Annotated in this window: 11 protein-coding genes and 2 pseudogenes; 7 read left to right on the top strand and 6 right to left on the bottom strand. The window is 55.3% G+C overall.

The window, feature by feature from the left end:
- The 4 genes from ACSQ8V_RS19680 to ACSQ8V_RS19665 form a co-directional block, all read right to left on the bottom strand.
- Complete coding sequence (locus tag ACSQ8V_RS19680) at positions 1–975, bottom strand: substrate-binding domain-containing protein (protein ID WP_436206845.1); 975 nt, start codon at positions 973–975, stop codon at positions 1–3.
- 56 nt (positions 976–1031) lie between these two features.
- Positions 1032–1994, bottom strand: a complete 963-nt coding sequence (locus ACSQ8V_RS19675) for an ABC transporter permease (RefSeq protein WP_436207962.1) — start codon at positions 1992–1994, stop codon at positions 1032–1034.
- A 66-nt stretch (positions 1995–2060) separates the two neighbouring features.
- Positions 2061–3563 carry a sugar ABC transporter ATP-binding protein gene (locus ACSQ8V_RS19670; RefSeq protein ID WP_436206844.1) on the bottom strand — a complete coding sequence of 501 codons (1503 nt, stop codon included), beginning with the start codon at positions 3561–3563 and terminating at the stop codon, positions 2061–2063.
- Positions 3564–4262: 699 nt separating this feature from the next.
- Positions 4263–6209, bottom strand: a complete 1947-nt coding sequence (locus tag ACSQ8V_RS19665) for a sigma-54-dependent Fis family transcriptional regulator (RefSeq protein WP_436206843.1) — start codon at positions 6207–6209, stop codon at positions 4263–4265.
- A 553-nt stretch (positions 6210–6762) separates the two neighbouring features.
- Between ACSQ8V_RS19665 and ACSQ8V_RS19660 the strand changes: the two genes are divergently transcribed.
- The 4 genes from ACSQ8V_RS19660 (at position 6763) to ACSQ8V_RS19645 (ending at position 11260) form a co-directional block, all read left to right on the top strand.
- Complete coding sequence (locus ACSQ8V_RS19660; RefSeq protein WP_436206842.1) at positions 6763–7821, top strand: aldo/keto reductase; 1059 nt, start codon at positions 6763–6765, stop codon at positions 7819–7821.
- Positions 7822–7939: 118 nt separating this feature from the next.
- Entirely contained in the window at positions 7940–8482 is a 543-nt protein-coding gene (locus tag ACSQ8V_RS19655) for a flavin reductase family protein (RefSeq protein ID WP_436206841.1), read from the top strand.
- 17 nt (positions 8483–8499) lie between these two features.
- Positions 8500–9627: an LLM class flavin-dependent oxidoreductase gene (locus tag ACSQ8V_RS19650; protein ID WP_436206840.1), complete on the top strand. Its 1128-nt coding sequence runs from the start codon at positions 8500–8502 to the stop codon at positions 9625–9627.
- Positions 9628–9811: 184 nt separating this feature from the next.
- Entirely contained in the window at positions 9812–11260 is a 1449-nt protein-coding gene (locus ACSQ8V_RS19645; RefSeq protein WP_436206839.1) for an NAD-dependent succinate-semialdehyde dehydrogenase, read from the top strand.
- A gap of 436 nt (positions 11261–11696) precedes the next feature.
- Here ACSQ8V_RS19645 and ACSQ8V_RS19640 read toward each other — a convergent pair.
- Positions 11697–12508, bottom strand: a protein-coding gene (locus tag ACSQ8V_RS19640) for an IS5 family transposase (protein WP_436180705.1) whose coding sequence is annotated in 2 segments (ribosomal slippage) — positions 11697–12160 and positions 12160–12508 — 813 coding nt in all. Because the reading frame shifts where the segments join, the coding sequence is not laid out codon by codon here.
- 216 nt (positions 12509–12724) lie between these two features.
- On the opposite strand from ACSQ8V_RS19640, the gene ACSQ8V_RS19635 reads away from it, so the two are divergent.
- Positions 12725–13585, top strand: a complete 861-nt coding sequence (locus ACSQ8V_RS19635) for a helix-turn-helix transcriptional regulator (protein ID WP_436206838.1) — start codon at positions 12725–12727, stop codon at positions 13583–13585.
- Positions 13586–13653: 68 nt separating this feature from the next.
- Here ACSQ8V_RS19635 and ACSQ8V_RS19630 read toward each other — a convergent pair.
- Positions 13654–14696, bottom strand: a protein-coding gene (locus tag ACSQ8V_RS19630) for an IS630 family transposase (RefSeq protein WP_436206837.1) whose coding sequence is annotated in 2 segments (ribosomal slippage) — positions 13654–14345 and positions 14345–14696 — 1044 coding nt in all. Because the reading frame shifts where the segments join, the coding sequence is not laid out codon by codon here.
- A 358-nt stretch (positions 14697–15054) separates the two neighbouring features.
- Here ACSQ8V_RS19630 and ACSQ8V_RS19625 point away from each other — a divergent pair.
- Positions 15055–15283 (top strand): annotated as a pseudogene (locus tag ACSQ8V_RS19625) (Arm DNA-binding domain-containing protein); the annotation flags it as partial.
- Positions 15283–15649, top strand: a pseudogene (locus ACSQ8V_RS19620) (aldo/keto reductase); the annotation flags it as partial. The pseudogenes ACSQ8V_RS19625 and ACSQ8V_RS19620, both read left to right, overlap by 1 nt.
- Positions 15650–15915 lie beyond the last annotated feature (266 nt).

Below are 15915 nucleotides of genomic sequence, written 5' to 3'. Positions count from 1 at the left end.
TCATTTGAGGTACTGGTCAATGTTGCTCTGGGTCAGGGGGACCCAGGGCACGTCGTACTGTTTTGCGCTCGCATTTTTCCAGTCGAGTCCCTTTGACCAGATGTTAGAGCGTGGCTGATAAGAAGGTCCGACTACGGCCCGAATAGCCAGATCCAGGGCGCCTTGTCCTTCGAAGTGAGCGTCTTTATAAAGTGTAAAGAGCGTGCCTTGCTTGACTGCCCGTTGCCCGTCGGGGATACCGTCGATAGAAACGACCTGAACCTTCTTGAGGTCCATGCCCTTTGACCGCATCGCTTCAATCGCACCCAACGCCATTTCATCGTTCTCGGAGACTACGCCGTTAATCTTGTCACCGTAGAGCGATAGCCAGTTCTCCATCACCGTCAGACCCTCGGCACGGGACCAATTGGCAGTTTTAGACGCCAACACCTTGATCCCCGGATTCGCCTTGAGGACCTCGTCAATACCCTGGCGTCGTAGCAATTGCGGAGAATTACCGATGGGACCCTCGAGAATTACGATATTGCCCTTTCCACCGAGCCTGTCCACCAAGTGCTGCGCTTCCAGCTTTCCGCCTTGCACGTCATTGGTTCCAATGTAAGCGAAGAGCTTGTCCGAGCCTGCACGCGTCACCGAGCCAATCACAGGGATCTTGGCGGCTGTTGCTCGTGCAATTGGCGCGGCAGCGGCCTGATAGTCGATTGGCGCAAAGATGACGGCGTCGTACTTTTGAGTAATGACGGTGTCCATCTGATTGCTTTGGACCATGGCGTCAAACTTCCCGTCAAGCACAGTCAGTTTCACGGTACCGTCTTTCACCAATGGGTGTTGCTGCATCTCCTTGCTCCACTGAGACATATACTCGGGCAAGCCAAATGGCATGACGGCGATCCGATAAACCTTTTCTGCATGCGCAACATTGATTGCGCTCGCGGCGAGGAGTGAAGCAAATATGGTCTTATACGTCAGTTTCATGATCCGTCTCCTTAACCTGTGTTTTTGATGTGTTTTGGAATACTCAACGCAATCGCTTATCTACGTCGTGAGGCATCAAGCATGACCGCTCCGACAATAATCAGTCCTTTCACAACCTGCTGGTAGTAGGAAGAAACGCCCATCAAATCCAGACCATTGTTAATCGTCCCGATGATCAGCGATCCAAACAGCGTGCCTACCAATGAACCTCTTCCTCCAGACAGACTTGTCCCGCCAATAACTACAGCTGCAATTGCATCCAGCTCATAAGCGATCCCTGCTTGTGGCAACGCCGCCGTGGTGCGTGCTGTCAGAACGAGGCCGGCAAGAGCCGCCATGAAACCGGAGATAACGTACGCCAGCGCGACGACACGTTTTACTTTCACTCCACTTGTAGTCGCACTTTTCTCGCTTCCGCCAACTGCATAAACGTGTCGACCAAATACGGTGTGCCTTAAAACGAACCAGCAGGTCCCAAACACCAGTAGCAGCATGAGAATTGGAACAGGTACACCAAGGATGCTGCCGCTACCAAGGAATAGGAAACTGTCGGTGAGATCGGGGATAGGACGGCCATCGGTGAAGATGTAGGTGATACCGCGCGCGACGCTCAGCATTCCAAGGGTGACAACGAAAGGGGGCAATGACAGTCGAGCCACCGCCAGCCCATTCAGCCCTCCAAGCACAATGCCGACAGCGCCGCCAGCGGCGATGGCAAGTACAATCGAATGCGGATTCGTAGCGGTCGCAAAGCTTGCCCCTACCGCCCCAGCAAGCGCCATCACCGCTCCAACCGAGAGATCGATTCCGCTTGTGAGAATGACGAAAGTGACACCGATCGCCAGAATTCCGTTGATTGCGGTCTGCCGAATGATGTTTGTCCAGTTCCCCCAAGTCAGGAAGAACTCATTTGCAAAACTCAGAAATAGACAAAGGACAAGAAATGCGACAACGATGCCGTAAATTCCCATCTGTCGTCTAATCCATCCTATATTCCCAATCATCTGCAATCCGAACATTTGCTTACTAGCGTGGATATCTTGTCTCATAACTGTCTCTGATATTGGATAAATTTAAACGACCGCTCAGGATGAAGCGTGCAGCAGCATCTCCTGATTTGCGCCCGCCGTCGGAAGCATCTGGCTGAGCCGACCTTTTTTGAAGATTGCGATGCGATCGCTCAACTGCAAAACTTCAGGTGCCTCTGACGAAACCATCAGGACCGCACCTCCATCTCGTACGAAACTATCTAGAAGTGCGTAGATTTCCTGCTTTGCACCTTCGTCAATTCCTCTGGTAGGCTCGTCGCAGATTAATAGTTTCGGCTTGGTCGAGAGGCAGCGCGCGATTACGACTTTTTGCTGATTTCCGCCGCTCATGGTCGAAACGGCGAGGCTGTCAGAGGATGTCTTGATGAAGAGCCGACGAATCATGTCGTTCGCGTGGTCGCGCTCTTTCCGTCCATTCACTATGCCGCGCCATGACAATTTTCTGAGGGCGGTCAATGAGATGTTGTGCCGGATGGATGAGTTGAGTACAAGACCGCTCTGCTTGCGGTCTTCCGTAACCATCGATATTCCCGCGTGAAGTGCCTTGTCCGGCCGCCCGGCTGGAATCTCGGCACCTGCGAACTGGACCGAGCCTGAATCGCGCGGTGATATACCGAAGACCGAGCTTACAAACTCTGTGCGGCCCGAACCCATCAGCCCATAGATGCCCAAAATTTCGCCAGCGGCCACCCGCAAGGACACATCTTCAAATTTGCCTGTCCAGCTGAGATCCTTGATTTCAAGCACCGTCTCACCAATATTCGTGCGCGACGACTGCCGAGGCTCAGCGACTTCGCGACCAACGATTTGTCTTACGAGGTGCGCGCGATCAATGCTTTTGATGTCGCCCGTTTCGACGAATTCGCCGTCCCGAAATACCGTGTATGTGTCGGCAATGTCGAATATTTCTTCGAGGCGATGGCTCACATAGATAAAACCGACACCCTGCCTTGTCAGGCGGCGGATAGCATCAAACAAGACATGTGTTTCGCGCTCGCCGATAGCCGAGGTCGGTTCATCCATGATGATGATTTGCGCGTCAAAGCTGAAAGCTTTCGCGATTTCGACCAGCTGGATCTGAGCAAGGCTAAGGGACGCAATCGTGGCCGCTGGATCAATATCGAAACCGAGGCGCTCGAGCAGTGCTTCTGCATCCGAGCGCATTTTCTTGGTGTCAACAATAACTTTGGCCGTGCGCGGCTCCCTTCCCAGATATATGTTCTCTGCGACACTCAGATAAGGGACGGGCGAAAGCTCCTGCGTGATGATGGCGATCCCACTCTCTATAGCATCCAGGGGGCCGCTAAAATCGACTTCCCTTCCAGCGACTGCAATGGTGCCCGCATCGCGCTTTAGGATGCCCATGAGAATGCTCAAGAACGTCGACTTACCTGCGCCGTTACCGCCGCAAAGTGCGTGCACGCTCCCCGCTCTAAGGAGGAACTGACCATTCCGGAGTGCCGGTACACCGTCGAACGATTTCGCGACACCAGTTGCCTGGACGAGGGTTATGTTACGGTCAGGCGCGTTACCTTCCATGGCGTCCTCGATTCAGACGATTTGAATCGACTTCCATTAACAACGCTTGCGCGTGCGCAAAGCTGGCCATCCAACCGTACATTTGACAGTCCATAGTGACTCATCTCCTATTTCGTCCGGTTCGTCCCGCTCGCGCTTAATTGCCCGAGCAACGCCAGAATCTCGTTCGCATTATCTGAATTGCGCGCCTCGTCATCCTTCGTCTCGTAGGCTCGGCTCTTTGACGGCCTCTGAGATGACTGCGCTTTGAAGGAGTAGGTGCAGCGAATATGCCAAGTATTATTATTGTTTTAAATCAACAACATATACCTTTGGCTGAATGGGATTGCGACACTCCTGCGACAGTCGGGCGTTGCAGGCGCGACACTTACGCACGGTACGCGATGTGCACGGCGAGGCGCTGGCTGAATTGCCCCGTCAACCTGAAAAATTAGCAATCAGTCTGGGAAGGTCGCGTCGCGAAAAACGGTGGTTCATAGGTCGCTCACTTGAAGCGCCCCAGTGGGCCTGTTCGGCGTGCTGGCGAGGAGAGCTGGGAGATCAGTCGAGGATTAGCAGTGGTGCTACATGCCCGGGCAGCGTTGCGCGTACAACAAGGAACGGCCCGCTACGGCGAACGAGGTACTTAATTGCTTAGCTGAGGAGTGCGCAGCATCAACCGTCGACAGCTTGCTGTTGGCACCAGTCCATGCCAACAGGTCAAAGCTCTTTTTCGTTCGCGTGGTCGTGGGCTCGATTGATTCCCATAGCTGCCATCTTGCGGTGCAAGGTGGACCGGGAAATGCCGAGCTTCTGAGCTGCGGTCGAGACATTCCAGCCGTCAGCATCAAGAGCGCGCAGCAAGACATTGCGATCCGCGCTTTCCTTGAGGCTACTGCCCACGCCTACCCTCAGGTCTGCTATGTGTCGTGGCAGATGCTCAGCCGATACGGCTTCATCCTCACATAGCGCAGCCGCGTACCGGGCCGTATGAGCAAGCTCACGGATGTTGCCCGGCCAGTCATAAGCCGTCAGCAGCGTAAGTGCCGTATCGCTTAACCCGGCATCCAGGCCAGCTTTCGCGAATTCCTGACGAAATACAGACTGAATCAGATACTGCCTGTCCGCACGCTTGCGCAATGGAGGTATCGTCACGACATTTCCCGCTAGCCGGAAATAGAGGTCCTCTCGAAACTTCCCTCCGGCAACAAGCTCGGAAACGTCGTGGAGCGTCGCGGAGATCAGTCTGAACGTGACGCTGACCGGCTTGGTTGAACCCACTGGAACGAACTTCCCTTCGGACAGGACCTGCAGCAGCCGCGACTGGAGCGAGATGGGCATATCCCCGATTTCGTCCAGGAATAGGGTTCCTCCGTCTGCCTCCAGCAAGCGACCTTTGAAACCGTTCGGAGCAGCACCTGTAAAGGCACCGGCGCGGTACCCGAAAAGCTCACTTTCAATCAAATCACGCGAAATGGATGCGCAATTAATTACTACAAAATTTCCACGGCCGCTGGTGACCGCGTGATGCAGGGCGTTGGCGAGGGCCGTCTTGCCGGATCCGGTTTCACCCTGGATTAAGATCGGAAGGTTTCTCTTCAACAGCTTTTCTGCCACGCGTGTCTGTTCTTTCAGTCCCGGCGTGTCACCGAAGAGGGAGTCGATTGAACCTTCCTGCGCATTGCTCCTGGCAAAGACATCCTCACTGATTGTTGCTGCTCCTGTGCTCGGCGGCCTGCGGCTCAAACCTGACCTGCGTTCCGGTGCACCATTCATAATCAGCTTGACGAAGCCGCGCGCGCCTTCACGGTCGATCCTCGCGATGCCCTCATTGCGGATGTCTTTGGAGCATCGCGCAACCAGCTCCCCGACGCTAAGTCCGGTAAATATGCGAAGGGCGATCGGCAACGGTCTCCCGAGATCCGAACTGGATGCGATCACGAGGTCACCGTCAACGGCGAGCCACAGTTCCGATGCGTAATCGGAGAAATCGTCATATTGGGAAAAGCGAAGAATCAGGTGCTCGCGGTTTGCCTGGGCAAAAAGCAGGTTCTCAATCCGTCGGGCCGACCGCTTGACCATTCCGAGAATCAGGTCTTGCGTGGCGCGACTCGAGGGCTGCAAGCTCGTCGCGTTTAATGCGCCGAGTAAACGCCCATCCTGTCCGAGAATTGGAGACACGCTGCAGGACAAGGGTGCCAAATGACTTCCGAAATGGTCATTCATCACGACCGAAAGCGCCTGTTTTTCCTTAACGCAAGTTCCTATTCCATTTGTGCCCTGGTGTGCCTCGTCCCAGACACTGCCCAAGATCAGATGATGATTGGTCACGCGACTTAACAGTGAGTCCGGACACCTAAGCGCGACCATCACGCCATCGCGCTGTGCGAGCGAAACGAGGTAGTCGTGTGAGGCAAGCCGCGCGAAGAGCCGATCCACTTCTGGTTTGGCAACACAGAGGAGATCGCTTAGTGGCCCCAGCACATCTTTATATTCATCGCCGCCTAGGATATGCGCCTCGGGCACGTCGTCCGGCTGAAGTCCATAGCTAGCGACGCATCGCTCCCACGAAGCGCGAACGGTGTTGGAAAACGGATGTACCCCTTCGACAGCAGCGGGCCGGCCAAGTCGCTTCAGGACCCCATTCGCATGAGAAGACATATTCATCGCATCAATCCCTCAGTTACAGCCAGACCATTCATTAGCGTTTTAGTTGATGCTTAAAACATCCTGACGCCATTTCGAGAGTTTGAATATGGCACCGTTTTCGTTCACAACAATTCGGGAATGCCCGTACCCATGCAGAACTGGGCACGACAGCAACGTTGCGCCGACTGTCGCGCACGCGACGTCTGTGTGTCGCGGCACTGTCGCACAACCAAGTTAGCGATAATCCTAAGTCATTGATTTTCATTGACTTAGTTTCATTGGCACGAGGCATGCACAAACGTCATCACAATGTTTTCAGGGAGACGACGTCATGCCTTTATTCATTTTCAGTAAAAAGAAGCCCACAACTCTCTTAGAGCGGATCTCCGCAGAGATGCCTGTTCGGCCGTCGGGCCGATGTCTGTTGACGCCCCCTCACTAGTCGCGCCAGCGCGGGAGAACGCTCTGCGCGGTTAAGAGATGAGCGGAGTAATCACTTACTCCATATAGCTGAACAACATAACCAAAAAAACTCGCCTCCTTAAGGGGCGAAAACTAAAGGAGATAGCAAATGGGAAATCTTATAACCACCACGCTTGGAAAGTCCGGCGTGAAAGTAAGCGCGATCGGTTTGGGTACGGTACCGCTTGCCGGGTTCGGCGTGGATGTCAACTACGACCAATTTGAGACGACAGCTTGGAGCGCTTATGAGCAAGGCATTCGCCATTTTGACTCAGCGCCAATGTATGGGCTGGGAAAGGCAGAGCATTTCCTCGGGCATTTCCTGCGAACTAGAAATATCCGAGCAGAAGTGGTTGTTAGCACAAAGGTCGGCCGTTTGCTGACGCCCGTCAGCCGGGCCAAGAAAGGCGACGCCATTTTCGGCATCAACTGGGTCAATGCATTGCCGTTTGTCGAAGAATTTGATTACTCATACGACGGCATCATGCGCTCCTTTGAGGACAGCCAACAACGACTCGGCCTTGACCTCATCGACATCATCCTCGTCCACGACATCGGTCGACTCGCCCATGGCGACAACAACGAAGTCTATTGGAAGCAACTCGTGGATGGTGGGTTCAAGGCGTTAGACGAACTGCGCCGGAATGGGCACACGCGGGCAATCGGAATTGGAGTAAACGAGACCGATGCGGTTCTGGAAATGTCCGACGAATTCGACCTTGACTGCTGCCTGCTCGCCGGCCGATACACCCTGTTGAACCACGAACCCCTGCAGTATTTCTTCCCCGAGTGTTTGCGCCGCAACGTTTCCGTCATTGGCGCTGGAGTCTTCAACTCCGGGATCCTTGCAGCAGGCAGCCGGGCTTCGGCCAACACGTATGACTATCAAGCTGCGCCCGCTGACGTTATCGCCAAAGTCAAGGTCATCGAAGACGTTTGCGAGAAACATCACGTAGCTTTGCCTCAGGCGGCCGTCCAGTTTGTACATGCACATCCCGCCGTCTCAAGCCTCGTACTTGGTGCGAAAGATACGAACGAGGTCAGCCAGAATGTGGCAGCGATTTCAACTCGGATACCAAACGAGTTCTGGGATGAACTGAAGGAACGGCGAATCATTCCAGCTGACGTCCCGACTCCCTCCGGCGACGAAACAAAGACGGCGGCGTAGCAATACACCTGATGCGGACCGAGGCAACGCGTGAACGGCGCGCCGACTTTCGAAACGAGGAAGGCACCTGGTTCTCCAGGTCAACAGTACCCGTGCAAACTTTATGAAGGTGATTCAAATGTCTGACACTTGTGAAGCAAAACCCGCTGCCGTCGAGCACACCAACCCAATTCTTTCGGTCTTTAAGTCCGCACTTCGTGGAATGGCAAGCTCAGTCTGCGTCATCACGACTTGCGACGATGCCGGCAAGCCTCACGGGATGGCGGCGTCTGCAGTGGCATCCGTGTCCTTCGACCCGCCGTCCATGCTGATTGCGGTCAACGAATCCGCCAGCATCTCCGGTCGTCTGAAGGCGACAAAGGCCTTCTGTATCAACGTGCTGACCTGCGATCACGATCACGTCGTCGAATCATTCTCTAACTCGGCGATGCGCGACCGCCGGTTCGAGTCGGACGAGTGGGGCTATGGACCGCTGGGTCTGCCGTACCTGCGCACAGCTCAGGCATCCGTTTTCTGTCAGGAGGACGGCGCCCTCGCCTACGGCACGCACACGGTATTTATCGGTCGCGTCTTTGACGTACTTATTGGCGACAAAAACAGCCCCTTTGTCTGGCACAACGGCACCCGGGTCCAGATTCAACCCCTTGAGCAACTTCAATAAATCAACAGGAGATTATTGTGAAACTCGGTCTTTTCCAGATGCCACTGCACCCTTCAACTCGCCCCTTCCACGAAACCCTGAAGGAAAATGCCAAAAAGATTATCTACGCCGACGAGCTCGGATTCGATCAGGCGTGGGTAGGCGAGCACTTCTCGGCGACCACGGAACCGATTGCGGCGCCAATGATGTTCATGGCTTCTCTCCTGCGCCAGACGAAGAATATCGTGTTCGCTACGGGCGTCGTTGCGCTACCGAATCACGACCCCATCATCGTCGCTGCTGAAGCAGCCCAGTTCGACCACATGTCCGAAGGGCGATTCATTTTCGGCATCGGTCCGTCAGGCCTCTCCAGTGACCACGAGGTTTTCGGTAACACAGACGGGAAGGTCCGAACCGAAAAGCTGCTGGAATCCATCGACATCATCACCAAGATCTGGGGCCAAGATCCGCCGTACGATATTCAAGGCAAGTATTGGAACGTCAAGATCACCGAATCCATCGTCCCGGCACTCGGCATCGGGTTCATGCCGAAGCCCTACCAGCGCCCGCTTCCTCCGATCGCAATGTCTGCAATGTCGCCCTTCTCGGGCACAGTGAAGACGGCAGCAGAGCGCGGCTGGATGCCAATCAGTGCAAATTTCTGCCCTGAGTACATCGTTGCAAGCCATTACAAGAAATATGTCGAGGGCTGCAACGCAGTTGACCGTGTTCCGGACGGAAAGGACTGGTACGTCGCGCGCAACATGGTCATCGCGGATAGCGAACAGGAAGCGCTCGACATCGTTCTTAACCCGAAGGGCAGCCTGTATTACTACTTTGACTACCTGTGGACCGTAATGAAACGTGCGAACTATACGGTCGTGATGAAAGAAGATCCGAACGCGCCGGATGAGTCCATCACGACTGAAGACCTGATCAGAAGCATGACGATCTTTGGCACGCCGAAGACCGTGACGGAAAAACTTGTTGCGTTTCGCGAACGCGTAGGTCCGTTCGGCGGCCTGCTTATGTCGTCCCCCGACGGGTCCGGACCAGAGCTCGATCGGCAGCTCAAGACGATGAAACACCTCGCGGAGGATGTTATGCCAAAGCTCCGTAGCGCCGCTCTGGCTCAGGAAAGCCTGTCCACCGTATCGGCAGAATAACGTAACAAGACGATTGCAACGCCCCGGGTGCAACAGGCCAGTTTTTCGTGCCATCAGTCCCGGGGACCGCAGAGAACGCGCCCGGTCGAAGGAATCTCCAATTTCTCGTCCGCACAAAGCGATCAGCTAGTCCAGCCGCTACGGAAACGCACCCAGCGACTGTGCCAAGGTTAAGGATAGAGACATGAACTTGAAAAATCCGGAGCTGTTCCGGCAAGAGGCTTTTATTGCTGGTGAATGGCAAGGTGCCGACAACCAGGCAACCTTCGATGTCGTCAACCCCGCAAATGCGGCTGTTCTGGGAACCGTCCCGCTTATGGGTGCTTCGGAAACACGCAGGGCTATCGATGCGGCGAACAAGGCGTGGCCGTTGTGGCGAGGAAAGACCGCCAAGGAACGCGCCGCAATCATGCTGAAATGGCATGCCCTGATGCTCGAAAACGTCGATGACCTCGCGCTGATCCTCACCAGCGAACAGGGAAAGCCTATTGCGGAATCAAAGGGCGAGATCCTGTATGCCGCTTCGTTCCTCGAATGGTTCGCAGAAGAAGGTAAGCGGGTCTCGGGCGACACGCTTCCACCTTACGCCAACGACAAACGGATTATCGTGACCAAGGAGCCAATCGGCGTCTGCGCAGCGATCACTCCGTGGAACTTCCCTGCTGCGATGATCACCCGGAAAGTAGGACCGGCGCTCGCTGCTGGCTGCCCTATTGTGGTCAAACCAGCCGAAGCCACGCCTTTTTCAGCGCTGGCAATGGCTGTGCTCGCTGAACGCGCCGGCATCCCAGCCGGAGTGTTTAGTGTCGTAACTGGCGACCCAAAGATTATTGGTGGCGAGCTCACCGGAAACCCCATCGTCCGCAAGCTTTCATTCACCGGCTCTACTCAGGTCGGCCGCCTGCTGATGGCTCAGTGTGCTCCGACAATCAAGAAAGTCTCTCTGGAACTGGGGGGCAACTCGCCTTTCATCGTCTTCGAGGATGCTGATATAGACAAGGCTGTAGAAGGTGCAATTATTTCAAAGTACCGGAATTCTGGTCAGACTTGCGTCTGCACAAACCGGTTTTATGTCCACGAGCGCATCTACGATCTTTTCGCCGAGAAGCTCGCGGCCGCAGCAAATCGATTGAAGGTTGGGTTCGGCACTGACGAGGGGGTCACCGTCGGCCCGCTGATCAATGAAGCGGCCGTCAAGAAGGTCGAGTCGCATATTGACGACGCGATGAGTAAAGGTGCAACGCTTTTGACGGGTGGACGGCGCCATAGTTTGGGGCATGGTTTCTTTGAACCGACGGTGATCATCGGCGTGACGTCGAAGATGATGGTCGCCAAAGAGGAGACTTTTGGACCGGTCGCCCCCATCTTCAAATTTTCCTCGGATGACGAAGTAATAGACATGGCCAATGACACGGAATTTGGTCTGGCAGCCTACTTTTATAGCCGGAACGTTTCACGCATTTGGAAAGTCGCTGAAGCGCTCGAATATGGAATTGTCGGCATTAATACGGGATTGATTTCGACGGAGACCGCTCCTTTCGGCGGAGTCAAGCAGTCGGGGTTGGGCCGTGAAGGCTCGAGCTACGGGATTGACGACTACCTTGAAATCAAATACATGTGCCTCGCCGTCTAGCCAGTCTTTGCTAACTCTCTAGAGCAGGTTGAGAAGACGGGCGCAATCGCATATTCTGGCAAACTAACATTGCGACGGCAGTGCTGTGGGTTGAGTATCGTGACGTGGCTTCAGAATAACGCGAGCGCCGGTGCCACCGACAAGCTGGACAGCTTCAAAGCGTCCTCTCCATTTTTTCCAAGGGATGGAGATTTGCCTGCAGGCCTCGGCCTGCGGGCGTTTTTCAGTGAGATCGCACGGGGAATTCGTCACGCGAGCATCGTCGTGGAATCTCGTCAAATCTTCGTAGATTGTGCAATCGCAGAATGGGTGGCTGCGATCGACCATTCACGTGACCGTAGGCCGCTTCCACTCGTATCTCAAATCAGTGCTCGGCACACAGATTGCCTCCAATCAGATGGTTTATCATTTCGTGGCTAAAGAGACTGTTGCAGAATTAAGTTTGCATATTTTTTAGCCGGGTCCAGCAAGTTAAAGCGCACGCGAGCGTGAGGAAGGCTTCGTGTATGTGCGCATATTTCTCGTAGCGCATCTTCAGGCGGCGATAGGAGTGCAGCCAAGCGATCGTACGCTCGACAGGCCAACGTGTTTTGCCTAGACCACTGCCATGGGGTGAGCGCAGTTTCGCGAGTTCAGGAGTGATGCCGCGTTTGCGAAAGCGTCGCCGATGTGGCTCAGAGCTATAGCCTCGGTCGCCCTGAACAATTTTGGGCTTACGCAAGGGCCGTCCTGGCTTGCCTCGAATTGGCGGAATGGCTTCGACCAGTGGGTCAAGCTGAGTGACGTCATGGCGGTTTGCGCCCGTCAGGATGACGCCGAGCGGGATGCCTTGCGCATCGACGATGATATGGTGTTTGCTGCCGAGTTTGCGCCGGTCCGTGGGGTTTGGGCCTGTTTTTTTCCCGCGTACAACGCGCGAATGGAGGAGCTGTCGACCAGTACTCTGGCCATATCGAGTTGGCCCCGACGGCGCAGTTCCGCCAGCATCGTTTCGTGCATGCGTTGCCATACGCCCGCTTTATGCCACTGGTCCAGGCGCCTCCAGCAAGTGGAGCCCGACCCGCAGCCCATTTCCTGCGGCAGCAAATTCCACGCGAGGCCTGCGCGCAGCACGAACACGATGCCTGTGAGCACGGCGCGATCAGGTATTGGCTTGCGTCCTGCATACCGGCGATTGCGCGGCGCAGCTTTGGGCAGCAACGGTTCGATGAGTGCCCATAATTGGTCGTCTATAAGTTCCTTAGCCATGGCTTCCTGTCAGGGAAAACAAGACAGAAGTTAACACCAGAGCCAAAAAGTTAACAGCCCCTTTTTGTAATTCTGCAACAGTCTCTAAGTCAGGATCTGCAAAGTACAACATGTGCCGCCGCGCTGGGAAAGTGCAGTGAGACAAGGAACCCAGCGAACGGACCGCACCACACTTTCTCCCACGACTGAGACGCAGTTAGGCAGGAGACAATTACGATGTCAGAACCGCTGAGAATCATCCACGGCGCTTTCGGTCGTGTAGCCCTTTTGCTGCTTGACAGGACTATGGCCGTGCACGCGCACCGCGTCTGTCACGTCGTATTCAAGATTGGAGGCGCCGGCGCCGATATCCTTTTCGGCGTCCGCGAACGCGAGCATCACCTTTCCGATGACAATGTGCTGCTGGTCAACGCATGGGAACCACATTTTTACGATCATATCCGCGAGGCCCCTTCGACCGTTCTTCTGGCGTTATATCTCGAGCCGCAATGGCTTCGAACGGTAGACAGGCGGTTTTCCTGCAGCGCACATCCGAAATTTTTCTTTCAACCAGTTGTCGCTTTGGGAAGCAAGTTGGCGGGATTGAGGACAGACCTTCTCGATTTGCTCATGGGCCGAGAGTCGACAAGTTCCCGCGTCGTCGAGGATCTGATAGTCCGGATAATTATCGAACTGACCTGTGTCGGCACCCGTTGGAAGGACTTGCTCGAGTGTCAGCTAACGGGTGGTTTAGCTTATGACGCGAGAATTCGTCATTCGCTCGATCTGATGAAGGCTCGCGGCGGTGTAGCGCTGGATTTCGACGAAATTGCCAGTTCAGTCGGCTTGTCTCGTCCGCATTTTTTCCATCTGTTTCGAAGACAGATTGGTATGACCCCTGCAACATTCGGCAGCATGTTGAGAATGGAGGCGTCAATCGACAGTCTCGTGGCCTCGGATTCGGCTATTCATGATATCGCCCTCAACCTTGGATTTGATGCACCTGGAAGCTTTACGCGCTTCTTCCTGTACCAACAGGGCGTAACGCCCAGCCAATACCGTCGTAAAGTCGAACTGTTGCCCTCTAGCCGTGTCTGAGCGAGCTTACCTCTTAGATCTATGAGGGCGGCGGCCGCGAGGCCGCCCTCATAGTATCTAGTGTCTCGTCACGCCTCAAACGTCGGATATAGCCTGGACAGTTTGATGCGGGCATCGCCAGTGGTGAATTGCCAGTTAATCCGTGCCTTAAGCTGATCTCGCCGAACTTGCCACGCGCTTACCTCGCGGCGCACCGTGTCGATATTGTCGATGCGCCGGTCCAGGCACTGCTTGATCATCACATTGAGTTCGATCTCGGCCATGTTCAGCCAGCTGCCGTGTTTGGGCGTGTAGATAAACTCGAACCGGTCCCACAGCGCTTTGGCCTGCGGCGCCGGGAAGGTTTCGTAAAGGGCTGCGGCCGTGTGGGTGTTCAGGTTGTCCATCACGAGGGTGATTCGTTGTGCATCCGGATAGGCTTGGGCAATCTCTTGTACGAAGCGAGCCCATTGCACTTTGGTCCGGGATTCGGTGACTTTGGTAAGACGCCGCCCGGCCAGGGGTTCTGATGCCATGAAGACATTGCACACGCCACAGCGCTCGTACTCGTAGTCCTCTCGCGCAAGACGCCCCGGTGCTGCTTTGATCGGTTCGCGGGTCTGACGAATCAACTGCCGGGGCGTTTCGTCCATACATACTACGGGGCGCGCCGCATCGTAGGGGCGGTGGTAGATATCGAGCACGTTTTCCATGGCTGCTACGAACTCCGCGTTCGCTTGCGGCGGGATGATCCAGCCTATCTTGCGCCAAGGCTTCAGTTCGTTTTTTTAAGCGCGCGCCGCACCGTTTCGTGCGAGAGGCTATCCACGTACTCCAGTTCTACTGCACGCTGGGCCAGCAACCTCAACGACCAGTTCGCCTGGCCTTCGGGAGGCTCGCTACAACTTAGCGCAATCAACCGGGCCTCAAGCTCGCCATCGATCTTGCGCTCGCTCACGTGCAGAACCGCAGCAACCTCTTGCCCAGTGCGGCGCATACGCCCCGAAGATATATCGCAATTCAACAGAATGAGCGCATTGATCACCTTGCTGGATTGGTGCGAACCTTTGCTCACGATCGCTTCGAGTTGCTCTCTTTCTTCAACTGTCAGGGTAACGATGTATTTTTCCATTCCCCGATTTTCGACTAAGTCGGCCAAGTTTACAATGACTTGAGCCCCCTGCAATCGCCGACAGTTCACGCATGTCGCGACACTAGTGGTAAGCGAGGTATGTCTCGCAAACCCCGCTCCAATTCTACGATCCACGGAAATCTGCGGACATTCACCGAATTCTACAAGCTTTTGATTTGATGGGACGTTTTCCCGATTCGGCAGTCCACCAACGTCCACCGAAATCCACCGGCATCTGGCCGTTTTAAGTCCAAAAACGAGGCCATTTTTGCGGGTGCGTTAGTTTCCGGTTTGTTTGTAGAGGGGCGCGGTCGACGAGACCAGCATCCACTCCTGACCCATGTTCAGGAGCTGGAATATGCCTCTATCCAACATGGGTGCGCCACTCCAAGGCCACTGGCAAGAGCTACACCCTTCTCGATTTCGATGGCCTTCCCTGGCCGTGACGGCTGTCGGGGGGCCGGACCTGGCACTATCGCTACCACTGGAATGGCAAGCAGAAGCGGATGTCGTTGGGGCGTTATCCCGAGATCACATTGCGCGAGTCGCGCGCTTTGCGCGACGAAGCGCGGGCGTTACTGGCCAAGGCGGTATTGCGACCAACCAGATTGAACTGAGTCCGTATCTGCAGATACCGTAAGCTCGTCGGCTTTTTGCAGAGTGAAGGCATCGACGTCACCTCGTACATGACGCTTGCATACGGGAAGGTGCTGAAAGACCCGGTGATCGGCGAAATCGCACGTCGTCGCGACGCGACGCCGGCTCAGGTTGCGTTCGCCTGGGCGATGCAACTTGGTTATGCGGTGATTCCGTCGTCGACGAAGCGCGAAAATCTCGCGAGCAATCTGCTTGCGCAGTCGCTCCGCCTGACCGACGAGGACATGACGCAGATCACAGCGCTTGAACGCAACGGCCACGAGGTGAGTCCGGCGGGGCCTGCGCCGGTATGGGATCGTGCGTTGGGCGGTAAGGCACAACCCCGCACGAAGCGGCGACGGGTTCACCCGTCGCCCGTTGTGAACGGCGGTCGAAATCCGCCACTAAACAGCGGCGTGTGTTTTTCCGGGAACGATTTTTGAGCAACGCTTGAGCAAAATGTCTCGTAGCGGGGTCAAGGGCAAGCGCAGCTTGGCGCAGCGAATCCTTGACCCCGCGAAGGGACAGAAAACTGGTATTGGGTGCGACCGAGGTCGCACCCATAAAAGCGCATTCTCGCCGC

It is taken from the genome of Caballeronia sp. LjRoot31 (genome assembly GCF_964253885.1).
In the GTDB taxonomy this organism is placed as follows: Bacteria; Pseudomonadota; Gammaproteobacteria; order Burkholderiales; family Burkholderiaceae; genus Caballeronia.
Note: the sequence above shows the minus strand (reverse complement) of the source record. Positions and strands in the feature narration are given on the sequence as shown.